We start from the raw sequence: 20,923 nt of genomic DNA on the forward strand, positions 1-20,923 counted from the left end.
GCCCGCACCGGCACCTTGCCTTACCCCGCACCGCAAGCAGGGACCACGAGGAGACCCCCGGCATGGATCAACCTGTGATGGCCACGCACCCGTCCGATACCGCCCCGGCCGCGCCCGCCGCCGTGGAGTCGCGCCAGCGCATGCGCGACGGCACCGAACTGCTGCTGCGCACCTGGCTGCCCGATCCGCAGCGCTATCCGGCGCCGCTCGGTACGGTGCTGCTGGTGCACGGACTGGCCGAGCACAGCGGGCGCTACGCCCACGTGGCGGCGGCGCTGCTGGCGCTGGGCCTGCGCGTGCGCGCCTACGACCATCGCGGCCATGGCGCCAGCGGCGGCCCGCGCATGGTGGTGCCGGGCCCGGACAGCTATCTCGACGATCTGGCTGAAATCCACGACGCGGCGGTGCGGCAGTGGCACGAATTGCCGATCCTGCTGGGCCACAGCATGGGCGGGCTGGTGGCGGCACGCTTTGCCACGGCGCGCGTGCGGCCGATCCGGGCGCTGATCCTCTCGTCGCCGGCGCTGGCGCTGAAGATTTCCAATAGTATGCTCACGATGCATCGTGTTTTGCTGGCGTTGGCGCCAAATATTCGTGTGCCGAATCCCATCGACGCACGGCTGCTGTCGCACGACGTGGAAGTGGCGCGCGCCTATCGCACCGACCCGGTCGTGCAGGGCACGATCAGCGCCTGCGTGCTGGAGTCGATGATCTGCGGCATGGCGCAGGCCCAGGCCGACGCGCCACGGCTGGAGGCGCCGATGCTGATGCTGGTGGGCGGCGCGGACCGCATCGTCGACCCGCAGGGCAGCCGCACCTTCTTTGCCAGCACGCCCGAGGACCTGCGCGAGATGGTCTGGTTCGACACCGGCTACCACGAGATATTCAATGAGGCCGAGCCGCTGCGTGGTGAGGTGCTTGCGGCACTGACCGACTGGCTGCGGCGCCACCTGGAGGCTCCGGCAAAGCCCTGACGACAGCGGCGCGCCAGACGTGCGATGATGCCCGGCATTCCAACAAGAAAAATCCGAGGCCCTCAGGGCCGGCAAAGGAAGCTAGGGACATGGAGACGTACGACTACATCATCGTGGGCGGAGGCTCGGCCGGCTGCGTGCTGGCCAACCGCCTGACGCAGGACGCCGATGTCAACGTGCTGCTGCTGGAAGCGGGCGGCAAGGACGACTACCACTGGATCCACATCCCGGTCGGCTATCTCTACTGCATTGGCAATCCGCGCACCGACTGGCTCTACCGCACGGTCGAGGAAGCGGGCCTGAACGGCCGCTCGCTGGGCTACCCGCGCGGGCGCGTGCTGGGCGGGTGCTCGTCGATCAACGGCATGATCTACATGCGCGGCCAGCGCGAGGACTACGACGACTGGGCGCGCATTGCCGGTGACGACGGCTGGCGCTGGGACAACGTGCTGCCGCTGTTCAAGCGCAGCGAGGACCACTACCGCGGCGCCAACGCGTACCACGGCGCGGGCGGCGAATGGCGCGTGGAGGCGCAGCGGCTGCGCTGGGACATCCTGGAGCGCTTCATCGACGCCGCCGAGCAGGCCGGCATTCCGCGCACCGACGACTTCAACCGGGGCGACAACTTCGGCGTGGGCTATTTCGAGGTGAACCAGCGGCGCGGCATCCGCTGGAACACGGCCAAGGCGTTCCTGCGCAAGGCTGCCGAGCGGCCCAACCTGACCATCGTGACCGGCGCGCAGGTCAGCGGGCTGGTGTTCGACACGCCCGACGGCCGCCGCTGCACCGGCGTGCAGTACGTGGGCGGCGGCCAGCCGCTGGAGGCGCGCGCCACCGAGGAAGTCATCCTGGCGGCCGGCGCCATCAATTCGCCGCAGTTGCTGGAGCTGTCCGGCATCGGCCAGCCCGAGCGGCTGCAGGCGCTGGGCATCCGCGTGCGCCATGCGCTGCGCGGCGTCGGCGAGAACCTGCAGGACCACCTGCAGCTGCGCACCGTGGTCAAGGTGCAGGGCGTGCGGACGCTGAACACGCGCGCGTCGAAGTGGTGGGGCAAGCTCGGCATCGGGCTGCAGTACGCGTTCAACCAGAGCGGGCCGATGAGCATGGCGCCGTCGCAGCTTGGCGCGTTCGCGCGCAGCGACGAGGGCCAGGCGCGTCCCAATGTCGAATATCACGTGCAGCCGCTGTCGCTGGACAAGTTCGGCGATCCGCTGCACGCGTTCAACGCGTTCACGGCCAGCGTCTGCAACCTGCGGCCCACGTCGCGCGGCAGTGTCCATATCGACGATGCCGACTTCCGGCGCGCGCCACGCATCGCGCCGAACTACCTGTCCACGGACGCGGACCGCAAGGTCGCGGCCGACTCGATCCGGCTCACGCGGCGCATCGTCGCCTCGCCGGCGCTGGCGCCGTACCAGCCGTCCGAATGGCTGCCCGGCGCCGCGTTCCAGACCGACGAGCAGCTGGCCGAGGCGGCCGGCGCGATCGGCACGACGATCTTCCACCCGGTGGGCACCTGCCGCATGGGGGCCGCCGATGACGCCGACGCAGTGGTCGACAGCCGCCTGCGCGTGCGCGGCATTGCCGGGCTGCGCGTGGTGGATGCGTCGGTCATGCCGCTGATCACGTCGGGCAATACCAACTCGCCCACGATCATGATCGCGGAGCGCGCCAGCGACATGATTCGCGCCGACCGCAAGGCGCGCGCGAGCGGTGCAGCAAATGCGCCCGAAATCGTCGCGCCGGTGTCGGCATAGGGGTCTTCCACGATACCCGGCGCAAGGCAGCGCGGGGGGCGTCGGTGCGGCTCCGCACACCGGATTCGCGCGGCATCGGGAATGTATTAAGCCTAGTGCAAACCCCGATGTTTTGCGACGCAGCAGGCGCACACAATAGTCGCCGGTATACGGTGCCGCCACCTTCACTTGGCGCACCGGCCGACACGGCAGCCGCACCGTTCCCACACACCTATAACGCGGCAACCATGGCGACAAAGCGCCGGAGTTCGAACCATTGTCAGTAGCCGGGCACAACCCGGCATGCAGCAAGAGGGCGGGCAGGAGACTATGACTCAGGAAATCATCCTGGAAACGAAGAACCTCACGAAGGAATTCAAGGGGTTCACGGCGGTGAGCGACGTCAACCTGCGCGTGCGTCGCGGCTCGATCCATGCACTGATCGGGCCCAACGGCGCGGGCAAGACCACCTGCTTCAACCTGCTGACCAAATTCCTGGAGCCCACCACGGGCACCATCCTTTTCAACGGCGTCGACATCACGCGCGAGAAGCCCGCGCAGATTGCCCGGCGCGGCGTGATCCGCTCGTTCCAGATCTCCGCCGTGTTCCCGCACCTGACCGTGCGCGAGAACGTGCGCATCGGGCTGCAGCGCCAGCTGGGCACCGCGTTCCAGTTCTGGCGCAGCGAGCGGTCGCTGGACGTGCTCGACGCGCGCGCCATGGAGCTGCTGGACCAGGTGGGCCTGACCGAATTCGCCGAGACCACCACCGTCAACCTGCCGTACGGCCGCAAGCGCGCGCTGGAGATTGCCACCACGCTGGCGATGGAGCCCGAGCTGATGCTGCTGGACGAGCCCACGCAGGGCATGGGCCACGAGGACGTGGACCGCGTGACGCAGCTCATCAAGAAGGTATCGGCCGGGCGCACCATCCTGATGGTCGAGCACAACATGAACGTGGTGTCGTCGATTGCCGACACCATCACGGTGCTCCAGCGCGGCGCCATCCTGGCAGAGGGGCCGTACGCCGACGTGTCGAAGGACCCGCGTGTGATGGAAGCCTACATGGGCACCGTCGACGCCGAACTGCAGGGAGCGCACTGATGACGGCCAACACTCCCGCACTGGAAATCAAGGACCTGCACGCCTGGTACGGCGAATCGCACATCCTGCACGGCGTGGACCTGACCGTGAACCGTGGCGAAGTGGTCACGCTGCTGGGCCGCAACGGCGCCGGGCGCACCACCACGCTGCGCGCGATCATGGGCCTGACCGGCACCCGCAAGGGATCGATCAAGGTCAACGGCCAGGAAACCATCGGCCTGCCCACGCACAAGATTGCCCACTACGGCATTGGCTACTGCCCGGAAGAGCGCGCGATCTTCTCGTCGCTGTCGTGCGAGGAAAACCTGCTGCTGCCGCCGGTGCTCAAGGGGTCCGGCAACGGCGATACGCCGGGCATGAGCGAGGCCGAGATCTACGAGATGTTCCCGAACCTGCGCGAGCGCCGGCAGAGCCAGGGCACGCGGCTCTCAGGCGGCGAGCAGCAGATGCTGGCCGTGGGCCGCATCCTGCGCACGGGCGCGAACCTGCTACTGCTCGATGAGATATCCGAGGGGCTGGCGCCGGTGATCGTGCAGGCGCTGGCGCGGATGATCCTGATGCTCAAGAAGAAGGGCTACACGGTGGTGATGGTGGAGCAGAACTTCCGCTTTGCCGCGCCGCTGGCCGACCGCTTCTACGTGATGGAGCACGGCGCCATCGTCGAGCGCTTTGCCGCCAGCGAGCTGCAGGCCAAGATGCCTGTGCTCAATGAACTGCTAGGGGTCTGACCCACTGCGCGCATCCCGCGCCAGGGTCGCACGATTTGTCGTCGTCAACGATTGGCAGGAACGGGTGGCGCAGCGCGCCGCCGCAACTCAGGAGACACAACATGAAGATGACTCGGCTGGCCGTCGCAGTGGCGGCAACTGTCCTTGGTGCATTCGCGGGCAGCGCTTCGGCGCAGGTAACCAACGATACGGTCAAGATCGGCTACATCACCGACCTGTCCGGCCTGTACGCCGACATCGACGGCCCGGGCGGCCTGGAAGCCATCAAGATGGCGATCGAGGACCACGGCGGCAAGGTGCTGGGCAAGCCGATCGAGCTGGTCTCGGCCGACCACCAGAACAAGGCCGACATCGCCGCGTCGAAGGCGCGCGAATGGATGGACCAGCAGGGCCTGGACGTGCTGATCGGCGGCACCAACTCGGCCACGGCGCTGGCCATGAACAAGGTGGCGCAGGAAAAGAAGCGCGTCTACATCAACATCGGCGCCGGCACGGCACGCCTGACCAACGAGGAATGCTCGCCGTACACGGTGCACTACGCGTATGACACGGTGGCGCTGGCCAAGGGCACCGGCAGCGCGGTGGTCAAGCAGGGCGGCAAGAAGTGGTTCTTCCTGACCGCCGACTACGCGTTCGGCCATTCGCTGGAAAGCGACACGGCGGCCGTGGTGAAGGCCAACGGCGGCACGGTGGTGGGCCAGGTGCGCCATCCGCTGTCGGCGTCTGATTTCTCGTCGTTCCTGCTGCAGGCGCAGTCGTCCAAGGCGGACATCCTGGGCCTGGCCAATGCCGGCGGCGACACGATCAACTCGATCAAGGCCGCCAAGGAATTCGGCATCACCAAGAACATGAAGATCGCCGGCCTGCTGATGTTCATCAACGACGTGCACAGCCTGGGCCTGAAGAACACCGAGGGCCTGCTGATGACCGACAGCTGGTACTGGGACATGAACGACGACACGCGCAAGTTTGCCAACCGGTTCTTCGGCAAGATGAAGAAGATGCCGAGCAGCCTGCAGGCCGCCGACTACTCGTCGGTCAGCAACTACCTGAAGGCCGTGGAAGCCGCCAAGACCGACGATCCGGACAAGGTCATGGCCGAGCTGAAGAAGATGAAGCTGAGCGACTTCTACAGCAAGGGCCAGATCCGCGCCGACGGCCGCTACGTGCACGACATGTACCTGATGCAGGTCAAGGCCCCGGCCGACTCCAAGAAGCCCTGGGACTACATGAAGGTCGTGACCACGATCCCGGGCGACCAGGCCTTCACCACCGTGGCCGAGTCGAAGTGCTCGGTGCTGAAGAAGTAAGGCGTGAGGTGTGGCTCCCCTCTCCCGCCACGCGGAAGAGGGGCTGGGGATGAGGGCAGGGCGGTCTGGGTGCGACTTGTCGCCATTTGAGCCGCCGGCCCTCGCCCCCGACCCCGCGCCCTCAGGGCGCGGGGAGAAACAGACAGGCAATCGACGCCCATGGACATTTTCGGAATTCCGCTACCCGCCATGCTGTCCCAGCTGCTGCTTGGGCTGGTCAATGGTGCTTTCTACGCGATGCTGAGCCTGGGGCTGGCCGTGATCTTCGGCCTGCTCAACGTGATCAACTTCGCGCACGGCGCGCTGTTCATGCTCGGGGCCGTGCTGGCCTGGGCGGGCATGGAATACGCCGGACTCAATTACTGGGTGATGCTGGCGCTGTCGCCCATCGTGGTGGGCGTGATTGGCGTGATCATCGAGAAGACGATGCTGCGCTGGATCTACAAGCTCGACCACATCTACGGCCTGCTGCTGACGCTGGGCATCACGCTGGTCATCGAGGGCGTGCTGCGGTCGATCTACGGCGTGTCGGGGCTGCCCTATTCGCCGCCGGACGCGCTGCAGGGCGCCACGGACCTGGGCTTCATGATCCTGCCGAACTACCGCGCGTGGGTGGTGGCGGCGTCGGTGGTGGTGTGCCTGGCCACGTGGTTCGTGATCGAGAAGACCAAGCTGGGCGCGTACCTGCGCGCCGGCACCGAGAACCCCAAGATGGTGGAGGCGTTCGGCGTCAACGTGCCGCTGATGGTGACGCTGACCTACGGCTTCGGCGTGGCGCTGGCCGCGTTTGCCGGCGTGCTGGCGGCGCCGGTGATCCAGGTGTCGCCGCTGATGGGCCAGAACCTGATCATCATCGTGTTCGCGGTGGTGGTGATCGGCGGCATGGGCTCGATCATGGGATCGATCATCACCGGCCTGGGGCTGGGCGTGGTCGAGGGGCTGACCAAGGTGTTTTATCCGGAGGCATCGTCGACCGTGGTGTTCTTCATCATGGTGATCGTGCTGATGCTGCGCCCGGCCGGGCTGTTCGGGAGGGAAAAGTGATGAGCGGGCAGACGGGACAGACTGCCGTGGCAGTCGAGGCCAAGGGCTTCAGGGAAGGGACGGGCGTGCAGAAGAAGGTGCTGTACGGCCTGCTGTTGCTGGGGCTGATCGTGGCGCCGCTGGCCGGGGCGTATCCGGTGTTCGTGTTGAAGGTGCTGTGCTTTGCGCTGTTCGCGTGCGCGTTCAACCTGCTGATCGGCTTTACCGGGCTGCTGTCGTTCGGCCACGCGGCATTCTTCGGCGGGGCGGGCTACGCGGCCGGCCACGCAATGAAGGTGTGGGGCGTGACGCCGGAGCTGGGCCTGCTGTTCGGCACGCTGGCCGGCGCGGTCATCGGGCTCGTGGTGGGCTGGCTGGCCATCCGCCGCCAGGGCATCTATTTCTCGATGATCACGCTCGCGCTGGCCCAGATGCTGTTCTTCGTCTGCCTCCAGGCGCCGTTCACCGGCGGCGAGGACGGGCTGCAGGGCGTCCCGCGCGGCAAGCTGTTCGGCGTGCTGCCGCTGTCTGACGACATGACGCTGTACTACGTTGCGCTGGTCATCATCGTGGCTGCGTTCGCGCTGATCGTGCGCACCGTGCACTCGCCGTTCGGCCAGATCCTGAAGGCGATCCGCGAGAACGAGCCGCGCGCCATCTCGCTGGGCTACGACGTGGACCGCTTCAAGCTGCTGGCCTTCGTGATATCCGCCGCGCTGTCGGGCCTGGCCGGCGCGATTAAGGCGCTGGTGCTGGGCTTTGGCACGCTGACCGACGTGCACTGGTCGATGTCGGGCTCGGTGATCCTGATGACGCTGGTGGGCGGCCTGGGCACGCTGTCGGGCCCGATCGTCGGCGCGTTCGTGATCGTGGCGCTGGAGAACAAGCTCGGCGACATCGGCGCCTTCCTGGCCAACCTGACTGGCGTGTCCTGGTTCAATTCGCTGGGCGAGTCCGTGACCATGGTGACCGGCATCATCTTCGTGATCTGCGTGCTGACGTTCCGGCGTGGCATCATGGGCGAGCTGATCGCCCTGACCAGCCGCAAGCCGGGCCACAAGTAGCCGGCCGCGAGTGAAGATGGGGCGACATGCCCGATTTTGGGGCTAGGGTTATTGCTGACTTGTTTCATACGCACCGCTTCGTTACATTGCATATACGGTTTTCGCAGGTTAATTGGAGGCGGAAGCGAGGAGACGACAGGCGCGCACCCGGTGTCGGGTAGCAGCAGCCAATACGATAAAGAGGCGTTGCTGGGTGATCCCTGGCAACGCCTTTTTCATTTCCGGCGCCCCGCATCGCCGCCCCTCCGGCGCATGTGCCGCCGATGCATCTTCGGCATGACCGGCCGCCAGCCCGCGTGCGACAATGCCCGGCTGCATCTTCCGGCCCGGCCATGTCCACCCCATCCGACGTTTCCCCATCCCATCAAGTGCCGTATCGGGTACATCCCGCGACTGGCGCCGACGGTCCATTGCTGGACGCCTGGCTGCAGGCCCGCGCGCCGTTGCCGGTGCCCGAGGCGCGCGCCCGGCGGCTGTCGCTCGACGCCTTGCTGGCGCAGGGCGGGGAGGGGCTGTGCCTGGTGGGTCGCACCAGTTCCGGGCAGCCGGTCTGCCTGATGCCGGTCACGCTGGTCCACAGCCTGGCGCTGGGCGGGTGGGTGGCGATGGTGGCCGAATGGTGGCCGCCCGCCGATCCGGCGGAAGCCGCCGAAGCATGGCGCGACGCCTGCTGCGCCGAACTGGCCGACTGGTGCCGTGCCCATGGCATCCGCCATATCCGGCTGGCCCCGGCGCTGGTGGCCGACGCCGCGCAAGCACCCGACGGCTTTCGGCGCGATGCCGACGGCCTCTGGACCCGCAGCCTCCTGCCGACGCCGAAGCAGCTCGGCTGACCGGGCCCGGCATCGTCATCGACCGTCCTGCTCCGGCCCATCCCCTTTGACCTTTCACCCCCTCGCACGGTAGATCCATGGAGTTCGTTTTTCTGGCGGCGGCCGCCTTCCTGGCCGGCTTGATCGACGCGGTGGCCGGTGGCGGCGGCCTGGTGCAGGTGCCGGCGCTGTTCTCGACCTATCCGAACATGTCGCCGGCCACGCTGATCGGCACGACCAAGGTGGCGTCGCTGGCCGGCACGTCGAACGCGGCGCTGCGCTACGCGCGCAAGGTGCGGATCTACTGGGGCGCCACCGGGCCGGCCACGCTGGCGGCGTTCATCTTCTCGATGGCCGGCGCGTGGACGCTGACCATGATCCCGGCCGAGCCGCTGCGCAAGGCGCTGCCGTTCGTGCTGCTGGTGCTGCTGGCCTACACGGTGGCCAGGAAGGACCTGGGCACCGACCACGCGCCGGCGCTGTCGGGCGGCCGCGAACGGCTGGCCGCGCTGCTGGCCGGTGCCGCCATCGGCTTCTACGACGGCGTGTTCGGCCCCGGCACGGGCAGCTTCCTGATGATCGTCTTCGTGCGGGTGTTCGGGTACGACTTCCTGCATGCGTCGGCGTCGGCCAAGATCGTCAACCTGGCCACCAACCTGGCGGCGCTGCTGCTGCTGGCCGCCAAGGGCCACGTCTGGTGGCAGCTCGGCATCGTGATGGCCGTGGCCAACGTGGCCGGCAGCCAGGTGGGCAGCAAGCTGGCGCTGCGCCATGGCAGCCGCTTCGTGCGCAAGGTGTTCATCGCCGTGGTGAGCGCGCTGATCGTCAAGACGGCCTACGACGCGTTCCTGCGCTAGCGCGCCGGGAAACCCTTGCCTGTTGCGCCCGTGCCGCTGCGGGTTAATCCCGCCTTTTCGTATCACATCGCTGTGTTAGACTCGATTCGCATTCCCGACCGAGCGGTCGGCGAATGAACTGCGCAATCCGGGGGTAACGGCGCAGGACGGGAAAATAACGGGACGAACTTCGAGGTGCCCGACCAGATCGGATGCCAGCGCTGCATCCGCCAGAGAGCCTGCCAGAGCGGGCCGACAAACAAACTGAAGGCATCCGCCGGCCGGAAGCCGGCGGGTGCCTTTTTCCGTTTTGGAATCGAAGGAGACAAGTCATGACGTTCAAGCGCGCCAGCTTGCTGGCGCTTGCCGCCGCCAGCCTGTTCGCGGGTGCGGCCAGCGCCCAGGTCAAGGTCGGGGTCACGGTTTCGGCCACCGGGCCGGCCGCGTCGCTCGGCATCCCCGAGAAGAACACGTTCACGCTGCTGCCCAAGGAAATCGCCGGCAAGAAGATCGAGTACATCGTGCTCGACGACGCCACCGACACGACCACGGCGGTCAAGAACACGCGCAAGCTGATCAGCGAGGACAAGGTGGACGTGGTGGTGGGCTCCACTGTCACGCCGAATTCGCTGGCGATGGTGGACGTGGCCGCCGAGAGCGAGACGCCGATGATCTCGATGGCCGCCTCGGCCCGCATCATCGAGCCGATGGACGCCAAGCGCGCATGGGTCTACAAGACCCCGCAGAACGATTCGCACATGGCCACCGCGCTGGCCGAGCACATGACCAGCAACAACGTGAAGACGGTGGCGTTCATCGGCTTTGCGGATGCCTACGGCGATAGCTGGGCGCAGGAATTCGCCAAGGTGGCGGAAATGCGCAAGATCAAGGTGGTGGCCAACGAGCGCTTTGCGCGCACCGACAACTCGGTGACCGGCCAGGTGCTCAAGATGATGGGCGCCAACGCCGACGCGGTGCTGATCGCCGGCTCGGGCACGCCCGCGGCGCTGCCGGTCAAGGCGCTCAAGGAGCGCGGCTACAAGGGCAAGATCTACCAGACGCACGGCGTGGCCAACCCGGACTTCCTGCGCGTGTGCGGCAAGGACTGCGAAGGCACGTTCCTGCCGGCCGGCCCGCTGCTGGTGGCCGAGCAACTGCCCGAGAGCAATCCGGTCAAGAAGCCGGCCATGACGTACAAGACGGCCTACGAAAAGGCGTTCGGCGGGCAGGTGTCCACCTTCGGCGGCCATGCCTGGGATGCCGGCCTGCTGCTGCAGAACGCGATTCCGGAGGCGCTCAAGAAGGCGCAGCCCGGCACGCGGGAATTCCGCAAGGCCCTGCGCGACGCGCTGGAGCAGACGCGGAACCTGCCGGTATCGCACGGCATCATCAACATGAGCCCCACCGACCACCTCGGCATGGACCAGCGCGCGCGCGTGATGGTGCAGATCGTCGATGGCAAGTGGAAGCTGCAGAAGTAAGCCGGCGTTCATCACCGGCACGCGGGAGCCGCGCAGGGCAGACGCAGCACACGGAGGGCGCATGGACATCCATGCGCCTTTTTTTCGCCTCCGCTGCCGCACGCCGTCCCTAGGCACCGTGCGGCGCAGCCGATAAGCTGGCACCGCGAATCCGCACATCACACGGGCAGACAATGGACCTTTCGATTGCCGCCATCCTGGCGCAGGACGGCATCACTTCCGGCGCGATCTACGCCTTGCTGGCACTGGCGCTGGTGCTGGTGTTCTCGGTCACGCGCGTCATCTTCATTCCCCAGGGCGAGTTCGTGGCCTATGGCGCGCTGACGCTGGCCGCGATGCAGGCCGGCCACGCGCCGCAGACCACGTGGCTGCTGCTGGCGATGGGCGTGCTGACCTTTCTCTACGACGGCGTGGCCGTGCTGCGCAGCCCCGAGCTGCGGCTGACCGCGCCGCGCCGGGTGCTGGTGCTGGCCGGCAAGTACCTGCTGTTCCCGGGCGCGGTGCACGTGCTGGTGCAGCAGTACGGCGGCCTGCCGCTGCCGATGGCGGCGCAGATCGCGCTGACGCTGCTGATCGTGATTCCGCTCGGGCCCATGCTCTACAGGCTGGCCTACCAGCCGCTGGCCGAGGCCAGCACGCTGGTGCTGCTGATCGTGTCCGTCGGCGTGCATTTCGCGCTGGTGGGGCTGGGGCTGGTGATGTTCGGCGCAGAAGGGTCGCGTACCAACCCGTTCTCGGACGCGCGCTTCGAGGTGGGCAGCCTGAGCGTGTCTGGCCAGAGCCTGTGGGTGGTGGCGGTGTCCGGGCTGCTGATTGCCGCGCTGTACTTCTACTTCGAGCGCACGCTGCAGGGCAAGGCGCTGCGCGCGACGGCCGTGAACCGGCTGGGCGCGCGGCTGGTGGGCATCGGCACCACGCAGGCCGGGCGGCTGTCGTTCACGCTGGCGGCGGCCATGGGCGCGCTGTGCGGCATTCTGATCGCGCCGCTGACCACGGTCTACTACGAGTCGGGCTTCCTGGTGGGGCTCAAGGGCTTCGTGGGCGCCATCGTCGGCGGCCTGGCCAGCTATCCGGTGGCGGCGCTGGGTGCGCTGCTGGTGGGGCTGCTGGAGTCGTATTCGTCCTTCTGGGCCAGCGCGTTCAAGGAGGTCATCGTCTTCACGCTGATCATTCCCGTGCTGTTGTGGCGGTCGCTGACCAGCAAGCACGTCGAGGAAGAGGAGTAAGCCATGACGATGCTGACCAACAAGCCGCTGCAGAAGGACGTGCCCGCGCAGGCCACGCCGCGCGTGGCGGGGGCCGCGCGCAACCGCGTGGTGGCGCTGGTGTTCGTGGCGGTGCTGGCGCTGCTGCCGGTGCTGCCCACGCCCGAGTTCTGGATCACGCTGGGCAACTACATCGGGCTGTACAGCATCGTGGCCATCGGCCTGGTGCTGCTGACGGGCGTGGGCGGCATGACGTCGTTCGGGCAGGCGGCGTTCGTGGGGCTGGGCGCCTACAGCACCGCGTACCTGACCACGCAGTTCGGACTGTCGCCCTGGCTCGGGCTGCTGGTGGGGCTGCTGATCACGGTGGCGTCGGCCTATGTGATCGGGCTCATCACGATGCGGATGTCCGGCCACTACCTGCCGCTGGCGACCATTGCCTGGGGCCTGTCGCTGTTCTTCCTGTTCGGCAACCTGGAGTTCCTGGGCAAGTACGACGGCCTGAACGGCATTCCGGTGCTGTCGTTCCTGGGCATCGAGCTGCAGTCGGGGCGGTCGATGTTCTACCTGATCTGGGCCGTGGTGCTGCTGGCCGTGGTGGCCATGCAGAACCTGCTGAACTCGCGGCCCGGGCGCGCCATCCGCGCGCTCAAGGGCGGCGGCACGATGGCCGAGGCGATGGGCGTGAACACGGCCTGGATGAAGGTGGTGATCTTCGTCGTGGCGGCGATCCTGGCGTGCGTGTCGGGCTTCCTGTACGCCCATCTGCAGCGCGCGGTGAATCCCACCCCGTTCGGGCTCAACTACGGCATCGAGTACCTGTTCATGGCCGTGGTGGGCGGCGTGGGCCACGTGTGGGGTGCGGTGCTGGGCGCTGGCATCCTGACCATCCTCAAGGACGTGCTGCAGGGCCTGCTGCCGCGGCTGCTGGGCAGCACCGGCAACTTCGAGATCATCGTGTTCGGTGTGCTGCTGGTGCTGCTGCTGCAGTACGCGCGCGACGGCATCTGGCCGTTCCTGCGCCGGCTGATGCCGTCCGGGCCGCCGGTGCTGGCGCCCACCCAGGCCGACCCGCTGCCAGTGCGCAAGAAGCCGGCGGCCGGCGAGCTGATCCTCGACGTACGCGCCGCGCGCAAGCAGTTTGGCGGGCTGGTGGCCGTCAACGACGTGAGCTTCCAGGTGCGCGCGGGCGAGATCATCGGGCTGATCGGGCCGAACGGCGCGGGCAAGTCCACCACGTTCAACCTGGTGACCGGCGTGCTGCCGCTGACCGGCGGGGAAGTGCGCTATCGCGGCGAGGTCATCTCGGGGCTGCCGTCGCGCGAGATCGTCAAGCGCGGCGTGGGCCGGACGTTCCAGCACGTGCACCTGCTGCCGACGATGACCGTGCTGGAGAACGTGGCCATCGGCGCCCACCTGCGCGGCGACTTCCGCGCGCAGGGCGGGGTATCGGCCGCCATCCTGCGCATGAACCGCGCCGAGGAGCAGAAGCTGCTGTTCGAGGCACGCCGGCAACTGGAGCGCGTGGGGCTGGCCGATGCGATGTACATGGAAGCCGGCAGCCTGGCGCTGGGCCAGCAGCGCATCCTGGAGATCGCCCGCGCGCTGTGCTGCGACCCCGCGCTGCTGCTGCTCGACGAGCCGGCTGCCGGGCTGCGCTACAAGGAAAAGCAGGCGCTGGCCGACCTGCTGCGCAAGCTGCGCGGCGAAGGCATGAGCGTGCTGCTGGTGGAGCACGACATGGACTTCGTGATGAACCTGACCGACCGGCTCGTGGTGATGGAATTCGGCACGCGCATCGCCGAGGGCGTGCCGGCCGACGTGCAGAAGGACCCGGCCGTGCTGGAAGCGTACCTGGGCGGCGTGGAGTAAGGAGCGGAGATGAGTCTGATTCTGGAGGTGGGCGACCTGCACGTCCGCTACGGCAAGGTCGAGGCGGTGCACGGCGCCAGCCTGAAGGTGGAGGCCGGCAAGATCGTCACCGTGATCGGGCCCAACGGCGCGGGCAAGTCGACGATGCTCAACGCGATCATGGGCGCGCTGCCCGTCAGTGGCTCGGCCAGCGGCACCGTGCGATACCTGGGGCACGACATGGCCGGCATTCCCGTGGAAGGGCGGGTGGCGCGCGGCATGTGCCTGGTGCCCGAGAAGCGCGAGCTGTTTGCGACGATGAGCGTCGAGGACAACCTGCAGCTTGGCGCCTTCCGCCGCAAGCGCGCCGGCGAGCGCAACTACCTGGACCAGCTGGAAGTGGTCTACGCGCTGTTCCCGCGCCTGAAGGAGCGGGCGCGGCAGGAAGCCGGCACGCTCTCCGGTGGCGAGCGCCAGATGCTGGCCGTCGGCCGCGCGCTGATGGCCAAGCCGCAACTGCTGATGCTGGACGAGCCCAGCCTGGGCCTGGCGCCGCTGATCGTGAAGGAAATCTTCCACATCATCAGCAACCTGCGCCAGACCGGCGTGGCGACGCTGCTGATCGAGCAGAACGCCCGGGCCGCGCTGCAGGTGGCGGACTACGGGTACGTGATCGAGACCGGCGACATGGCGATGGAAGGCGAGGCGTCCGCGCTGGCCAGCAACCCGAAGGTGATCGAAACGTACCTAGGGCTGGCGAAACGGGCCGCCTGAACCGGCTACGTATACGTCATGAAAATAGCGGCGCCATCTTGGCGCCGTTTTCTATTCATGCAGCCGATCTTGTTCACACTTTTATCCACAGTGTGGATAAGCCTCAGCGCATCAGTGCGGCGATATCGGTGGCGGCAACTCCCAGCAGCCAGGAACGGAAGGCCGCCAGGGCCGGATGGTCACGCTTTTCGCGCGGCGCGCAGAGGAAATATCCCCGGCTCAGCGTGATGGGCAGGTCGAACGGCGCCACCACCTGACCGGCCTGCAACGCATCCCTGACAAGGCATCGCTGCAAAACGGCCACGCCCATATCGGCCTTCACGGCCTCCAGCAAAATCGACACCTGGTCGAAGCCGCGCGCCAGGGTGGGCGCAGCATCGGGTACGCCCGCGGCCTGCAGCCAGTGCTGCCAGTTCCTGGGGGCAGTTGTGTGGAAAAGTAGCGGTTCGGCCATCAGGTCGGCCGGAGTTTTCCACAGATGCGCGGCCTGCCGTGCGTGGGCGCGGGCGGGGTGGCAGATGGGCACCATTTCGCGGCCGATCACGTAATCCACCTGCCAGCCTGACCACTGGCTGGCCTCGCCGGTCAGGATGGCGGCGTCCGGCCGGGCACCCGAAAAATCCTCCTCGCGGCGGTACGGGACGAAGTCCAGCTGGATGTCCGGATGCTGGCGATGGAAGTCGGGCAGGCGGGGCACGAGCCATACGCTGGCCAGCGTCGGCACGGCGGAAAGCGTCAGATGGTGGCGCCGATCCTCGCCGAACATGGCGGCGCTGGCGGTCTCCAAGGCGGCCAGCGGATCGGCGATGGCGTCCAGATAGGCGCGCCCCGCCTCGGTTAGCGTCAGGCGGTGGGCATTGCGATGGACCAGCGGCTGGCCGAAATGGGCCTCCAGCCGGGCGATGGCGCGACTGATGGCGCCCTGGGTCACGCACAGCGTTTCAGCCGCCCGCGTGAAGCTGCCCAGCCGCGCGGCCGTTGCAAACGCGTGCAGTTCCGACATCGAAGGAGACCGTATACGCATAGCCGCCGAGCATGATCTTTGGTAATGGAAGCGTGCAATATAGTCGTTTGTGTCGGACCGGTAAACTCTCCGACACTCGCTGCTCGATACCCAGATTCGACAACGATAAATCGAGGAGTGTTTGCCATGAAGCGAGCCCAGAATTGCCGCGCGCAGCGTCGCCGGCTGGTGTTTTCCACAGTGTTGTCCACAGCCGTGATCGCCACGCTTGGCGGTGTGGCCCTGCCGGCTGCGGCGCAGGTTACCTACCCGACCAAGCCCATCCGCCTGATCGTGCCGTTTGCGGCCGGCGGCACCACCGACCTGTCGGCCCGCCTGGTGGCCGAGTACGCCGGGCGCGAGCTGGGCCAGACCATCGTGGTCGACAACAAGGGCGGGGCGGGCGGCTCCATCGGCATGGAGCAGGTGGCGCGCTCCGCGCCGGACGGCTACACCATCGGCATGGCCACGGTCAGCACACACGGCTCGAACCCGGCCGTCTATCCGAAGCTCGGCTATGACCCGATCAAGGATTTCGCGCCGATCACCAACGTAGCGGCCATCCCCAGCGTGTTCGCCGTGCATCCGAGCGTGCCGGCCAAGACGATGCAGGAATTCGTGGCGCTGGCCAAGGCCAACCCCGGCAAGTACACGTTTGCCTCGCCGGGCGCCGGATCGCTGGGCCACGCCAACATCGAGAACTTCATGATGCTGGCCAAGATCGACCTGCTGCACGTGCCGTACAAGGGCGCCGGCCTGGCGCTGAACGACGCGCTGGCAGGGCAGGTGACCGCGATCACCGACAACCTGTCGACCACGCTGCCCCACGTCAAGGCCGGCCGCCTGCGCGCGCTGGCCGTGCTGGGCGCGCAGCGGTCTCCGCAACTGCCCAACGTGCCGACCTACGCCGAGCTGGGCTACAAGGACATGGGCGACGGCGGCTGGTTCGGCATCGTCGCGCCGGCCGGCACGCCCCAGCCGGTGGTCGACAAGCTCAACGCCGCCATCCACAAGGCGATGCTGAACCCCGAGTTCAAGCGCAAGATCGAGGAATCGGGCGGCACGCTGGTGCCGACCACGCCGGACCAGTTCAAGGCGCAGATCCAGCAGGCGATGGCCCGCTACGCCCGCGTGGCCAAGGCCGCCAATATCCGCCTGGACTGAGCGATGACGATGATCGAAGCCCAGGCGGTGCAGGGCGACGCCCCGGCCGGCCCGTTCACGCTGGCCCTGCCGCAAGCCGACGCGCTGCCGCTGGTATGCGACTCGCCGCACAGCGGCACCCACTATCCGCTGGATTTCGGCGCGGCCGTGCCGCTGGAGCGGCTGCGCGGCGGCGAGGATACCCATATCGACACGCTGTGGTCCGCCATCCCCCAGGTGGGTGGCACGCTGATCGGCGCCACCTTCCCGCGCGTCTACATCGACCCGAACCGGACGCTGGACGACCTGGACCCCGAGCTGCTGGTGTCGCCGTGGCCGACGCTGCTGTCGCCGGGCGAGAAGACGCGGCTGGGCTACGGCCTGATCTGGCGTCGGCTGGACGCGACCACGCCGATCTACGACCGCCTGCTGACCGTAGCCGAGGTACAGCGCCGGATCGACGCCTACTACCGGCCGTACCACGCCGCGCTGTCCGAGGCGGTGGAGGCGGCGCACCGGCGCTTTGGCGCGGTCTGGCACCTGAACCTGCACTCGATGCCGAACAACGCCTACGCGCGGCTCAAGATCGACAGCCCGCATCCGCTGGCGGACTTCGTGCTGGGCGACCGGGACGGTACCACCTGCGAGCCGGGGCTGGTCGATGTGGTCGAGACCGGGCTGAAGGCCATGGGCTACACGGTGGCGCGCAACGACCCGTACAAGGGTGTGCAACTGATTGCCCAGATGGGCCGTCCGGCCGAGCGGCGCAACAGCCTGCAGATCGAGATCCGCCGGCCGCTTTATATGGACGAGGCGACCAAGGTGCCGAATGCCGATTTCGCTGCGCTGCAGCGTGACCTGGCTACGCTTTCCGGCCAGCTCGCCGCCTATATCCGCGCGCAGCTTTAACGAGACGTTTCACGTGAAACATCGACGGTAGGGCAGGGCCCCGTGCAAACGGGGCCTTGTTGTTTCCGGATGGTGTTTCACGTGGAACACGCTTTGTGCCGCCGGCATACCTTGGCGCCCATGTTTCACGTGAAACACTTGCCACGGCCGACGATCCCAAATCGATTGCCGCTATAATTCGGCATCCCGTATTTTCCCGCCCAGCCTCCCGGAGGAGGTGTCCCATGCTTTACCCGAAAGAATTCGACGTCATAGTCGTCGGCGGTGGTCACGCCGGCACCGAAGCCGCCCTGGCTGCCGCAAGGATGGGCTGCCAGACGCTGCTGCTCACGCACAACATCGAAACGTTGGGCCAGATGAGCTGCAATCCGTCGATTGGCGGCATCGGCAAGGGGCATCTGGTCAAGGAAGTGGACGCCATGGGCGGCGCGATGGCTGCCGCCACCGACGAGGCGGGCATCCAGTTCCGGATTCTGAATTCCAGCAAGGGGCCGGCCGTCCGCGCGACGCGCGCCCAGGCCGACCGGGTGCTGTATCGCAAGGCCATCCGCACGCGGCTGGAGAACCAGCCGAACCTGATGCTGTTTCAGCAGGCCGTGGATGACCTGATGGTCGAGGGCGACCGCGTGGTCGGCGCCCGTACCCAGGCTGGCATCGACTTCCGGGCCCGCGCCGTGGTGCTGACGGCCGGTACGTTCCTGGACGGCAAGATCCACGTCGGGCTGGACAACTACACGGGCGGACGTGCCGGCGACCCGGCAGCCGTCTCGCTGTCCGCGCGGCTCAAGGAGCTGAAGCTGCCGCAAGGCCGCCTGAAGACCGGCACGCCGCCGCGCATCGACGGCCGCACCATCGACTTTTCGGTGATGGAAGAGCAGCCGGGCGATCTGGATCCGGTGCCGGTGTTCTCCTTCCTGGGCAACCCCGCCCAGCACCCGCAGCAACTGCCGTGCTGGATCACCCATACCAACAGCCGTACGCACGACATCATCCGGGGCGGCCTGGACCGTTCGCCGATGTACACGGGCGTGATCGAAGGGGTAGGGCCGCGGTACTGTCCTAGCATCGAGGACAAGATCCATCGCTTTTCGAGCAAGGAAAGCCACCAGATCTTCCTGGAGCCGGAAGGGCTGACGACCAACGAGTTCTACCCGAATGGCATCTCGACGAGCCTGCCGTTTGACGTCCAGCTCGATCTCGTCCACTCGATCCGAGGCATGGAGAACGCGCACATCCTGCGCCCGGGCTACGCCATCGAGTACGACTACTTCGACCCGCGCGGGCTCAAGGCGTCGCTGGAAAGCAAGGCGATCTCGGGCCTGTTCTTCGCCGGCCAGATCAACGGCACCACCGGCTACGAGGAAGCTGCCGCGCAGGGGCTGCTGGCCGGGATCAACGCTGGCTGCTACGTGCGCGAGCGCGATGCCTGGACACCGCGCCGCGACCAGGCATACCTGGGCGTGCTGGTCGACGACCTGATCACGCGCGGGGTGACCGAGCCGTACCGCATGTTCACGAGCCGGGCGGAATTCCGCCTGAGCCTGCGCGAAGACAACGCCGACATGCGCCTGACCGAAGTGGGCCGGGAGCTGGGCGTGGTGGACGACGTCCGGTGGGACGCCTTCAACCGCAAGCGCGACGCTGTTTCACGTGAAACAGAGCGGCTCAAGAGTACCTGGGTCAACCCGACGCTGCTGCCGGAAGCCGACGCCGTGCCGCTGCTGGGCAAGGCCATCGAGCGTGAATACTCGCTGGCCGATCTGCTGCGCCGCCCGGAAGTCCGCTATGAGGCGCTGGTCGCCATGCAGGACGGCAAGTACGCCCCCGAGGCACCGCTGGCCGACGATGCCATGCTGGCCGAGCAGATCCGCGAGCAGATCGAGATCGGCATCAAGTATCACGGCTATATCGCGCGCCAGGCAGCCGAGGTGGACAAGCTGGAAGCCAACGAGGCCACCCGGCTGCCGCTGGACTTTGACTACACCGAGGTGCGCGGGCTGGGCTTCGAGGTCAGCCAGAAGCTGAACCAGCATCGGCCGGAAACGCTGGGCCAGGCCTCGCGCATCTCGGGCGTGACGCCGGCGGCGATCTCGCTGCTGCTGGTCCACCTGAAGAAGAAGGGCATGGGGCGCGCCGCGCCGGCGGCAGCAAAGTCCGGTGACGGTCAGGAGGCTGCCTGAGTGGGTGGCTACCGTTACACCGTGACCGACGAGGCGGCGCAGCGCAAGCGTCTTGAAGCGGGGCTCGATGCGATCGGGCTGGCGCTGTCGCCAACCCAGGTCGACACGCTGTTCGCGTACCTGACGCTGCTGCGCAAATGGAACAGCGTCTACAACCTCACCGCCATCCGTCATCCTGACGAGATGCTGACCCACCACCTGCTGGACTCGCTGGCTGCCGTGCCGGCGCTGGCCGACGCCGCGCGCGTCGCATCCGTACCCGACGCTGCGCGGGGCAGGGTGCTGGACGTGGGCTCGGGCGGCGGCATGCCGGGCATGCCGCTGGCCATCGCGTGCCCGGACGTGTCGGTGTTGATGGTCGACATCGTCCAGAAAAAGACCGCTTTCCTGACCCAGTGTCGCGCCCAGTTGCGCCTGACCAATGCGGCTGCACACTGGGGGCCTGTGGAGAAGATCGAGGATGCCGCCGGGTACGCCGTGATTACGTCGCGCGCGTTTGCCGAGCTGACCGACTTCGTGAACCTGTCCGGCCATCTGGTGGCACCGGGCGGCCGCTTGCTGGCGATGAAGGGTGTCTATCCGCAGGCCGAGATCGACCGCATGGCCGCGGCGGGGCTGATGGAAACGTGGCAGGTGGAAGCCGTGACCAAGCTCAACGTACCAGAGCTGGATGCGGAGCGGCACATCGTCGCCATATCACGACGTTGAATCGTCAAAGCTGTAAATTTGAAAATGTCATTCATCTGATGAATATGAGTGGCGAAAAACTGGGCAAACAGGAGCTGCTAGC

Annotated in this window: 18 protein-coding genes; 17 read left to right on the plus strand and 1 reads right to left on the minus strand. The window is 67.2% G+C overall.

The features are described from left to right. Positions 1-62: 62 nt before the first annotated feature. The 13 genes from EHF44_RS05845 (at position 63) to EHF44_RS05905 (ending at position 14,898) form a co-directional block, all read left to right on the plus strand. Positions 63-974, plus strand: a complete 912-nt coding sequence (locus tag EHF44_RS05845; RefSeq protein ID WP_124682885.1) for an alpha/beta hydrolase — start codon at positions 63-65, stop codon at positions 972-974. Positions 975-1,063: 89 nt separating this feature from the next. Further along, positions 1,064-2,731 (plus strand): GMC family oxidoreductase, encoded by a 1,668-nt coding sequence (locus EHF44_RS05850; RefSeq protein WP_124682886.1) that lies wholly within the window; start codon positions 1,064-1,066, stop codon positions 2,729-2,731. Between the two features lie 309 nt (positions 2,732-3,040). Then, positions 3,041-3,814, plus strand: coding sequence for an ABC transporter ATP-binding protein (locus tag EHF44_RS05855; RefSeq protein ID WP_124682887.1), 774 nt, complete (start codon positions 3,041-3,043; stop codon positions 3,812-3,814). Continuing rightward, positions 3,811-4,542: an ABC transporter ATP-binding protein gene (locus tag EHF44_RS05860; protein WP_124682888.1), complete on the plus strand. Its 732-nt coding sequence runs from the start codon at positions 3,811-3,813 to the stop codon at positions 4,540-4,542. Before EHF44_RS05855 ends, EHF44_RS05860 begins: the two co-directional genes overlap by 4 nt. Before the next feature lie 101 nt (positions 4,543-4,643). Next, positions 4,644-5,852: an ABC transporter substrate-binding protein gene (locus EHF44_RS05865; RefSeq protein WP_124682889.1), complete on the plus strand. Its 1,209-nt coding sequence runs from the start codon at positions 4,644-4,646 to the stop codon at positions 5,850-5,852. Positions 5,853-6,011: 159 nt separating this feature from the next. Beyond that, positions 6,012-6,896 (plus strand): branched-chain amino acid ABC transporter permease, encoded by an 885-nt coding sequence (locus EHF44_RS05870; RefSeq protein ID WP_124682890.1) that lies wholly within the window; start codon positions 6,012-6,014, stop codon positions 6,894-6,896. Beyond that, positions 6,896-7,939 (plus strand): branched-chain amino acid ABC transporter permease, encoded by a 1,044-nt coding sequence (locus EHF44_RS05875; protein WP_124682891.1) that lies wholly within the window; start codon positions 6,896-6,898, stop codon positions 7,937-7,939. Before EHF44_RS05870 ends, EHF44_RS05875 begins: the two co-directional genes overlap by 1 nt. 332 nt (positions 7,940-8,271) lie before the next feature. Further along, the gene (locus tag EHF44_RS05880; protein ID WP_253699990.1) at positions 8,272-8,772 is read left to right on the plus strand and encodes a hypothetical protein; all 501 of its coding nucleotides are present in this window, start codon (positions 8,272-8,274) and stop codon (positions 8,770-8,772) included. Between the two features lie 77 nt (positions 8,773-8,849). Beyond that, positions 8,850-9,608 (plus strand): sulfite exporter TauE/SafE family protein, encoded by a 759-nt coding sequence (locus EHF44_RS05885; RefSeq protein ID WP_124682893.1) that lies wholly within the window; start codon positions 8,850-8,852, stop codon positions 9,606-9,608. A 311-nt stretch (positions 9,609-9,919) separates the two neighbouring features. Beyond that, positions 9,920-11,068, plus strand: a complete 1,149-nt coding sequence (locus EHF44_RS05890; RefSeq protein ID WP_124682894.1) for an ABC transporter substrate-binding protein — start codon at positions 9,920-9,922, stop codon at positions 11,066-11,068. Positions 11,069-11,241: 173 nt separating this feature from the next. Next, positions 11,242-12,294 (plus strand): branched-chain amino acid ABC transporter permease, encoded by a 1,053-nt coding sequence (locus EHF44_RS05895; RefSeq protein WP_124682895.1) that lies wholly within the window; start codon positions 11,242-11,244, stop codon positions 12,292-12,294. Between the two features lie 3 nt (positions 12,295-12,297). After that, a complete protein-coding gene (locus EHF44_RS05900) occupies positions 12,298-14,145 on the plus strand; it encodes a branched-chain amino acid ABC transporter ATP-binding protein/permease (protein ID WP_124682896.1) in 1,848 nt (615 codons plus the stop codon). Positions 14,146-14,154: 9 nt separating this feature from the next. Beyond that, complete coding sequence (locus tag EHF44_RS05905) at positions 14,155-14,898, plus strand: ABC transporter ATP-binding protein (RefSeq protein WP_124682897.1); 744 nt, start codon at positions 14,155-14,157, stop codon at positions 14,896-14,898. Between the two features lie 103 nt (positions 14,899-15,001). Here EHF44_RS05905 and EHF44_RS05910 read toward each other — a convergent pair whose 3' ends face one another. Then, the gene (locus EHF44_RS05910; RefSeq protein ID WP_124682898.1) at positions 15,002-15,922 is read right to left on the minus strand and encodes a LysR substrate-binding domain-containing protein; all 921 of its coding nucleotides are present in this window, start codon (positions 15,920-15,922) and stop codon (positions 15,002-15,004) included. A 126-nt stretch (positions 15,923-16,048) separates the two neighbouring features. Here EHF44_RS05910 and EHF44_RS05915 point away from each other — a divergent pair, with 126 nt between their 5' ends. The 4 genes from EHF44_RS05915 (at position 16,049) to rsmG (ending at position 20,841) form a co-directional block, all read left to right on the plus strand. Next, positions 16,049-17,065 (plus strand): Bug family tripartite tricarboxylate transporter substrate binding protein, encoded by a 1,017-nt coding sequence (locus EHF44_RS05915; RefSeq protein ID WP_124682899.1) that lies wholly within the window; start codon positions 16,049-16,051, stop codon positions 17,063-17,065. A 9-nt stretch (positions 17,066-17,074) separates the two neighbouring features. Next, on the plus strand, positions 17,075-17,953 hold the full coding sequence (locus EHF44_RS05920; RefSeq protein WP_124685008.1) for an N-formylglutamate amidohydrolase: 879 nt from the start codon (positions 17,075-17,077) through the stop codon (positions 17,951-17,953). Between the two features lie 224 nt (positions 17,954-18,177). After that, on the plus strand, positions 18,178-20,133 hold the full coding sequence (gene mnmG, locus EHF44_RS05925) for a tRNA uridine-5-carboxymethylaminomethyl(34) synthesis enzyme MnmG (RefSeq protein ID WP_124682900.1): 1,956 nt from the start codon (positions 18,178-18,180) through the stop codon (positions 20,131-20,133). After that, entirely contained in the window at positions 20,134-20,841 is a 708-nt protein-coding gene (gene rsmG / locus EHF44_RS05930; RefSeq protein ID WP_437340315.1) for a 16S rRNA (guanine(527)-N(7))-methyltransferase RsmG, read from the plus strand. Positions 20,842-20,923: the final 82 nt, after the last annotated feature.

Source organism: Cupriavidus pauculus (assembly GCF_003854935.1).
Lineage (GTDB): Bacteria > Pseudomonadota > Gammaproteobacteria > Burkholderiales > Burkholderiaceae > Cupriavidus > Cupriavidus pauculus_C.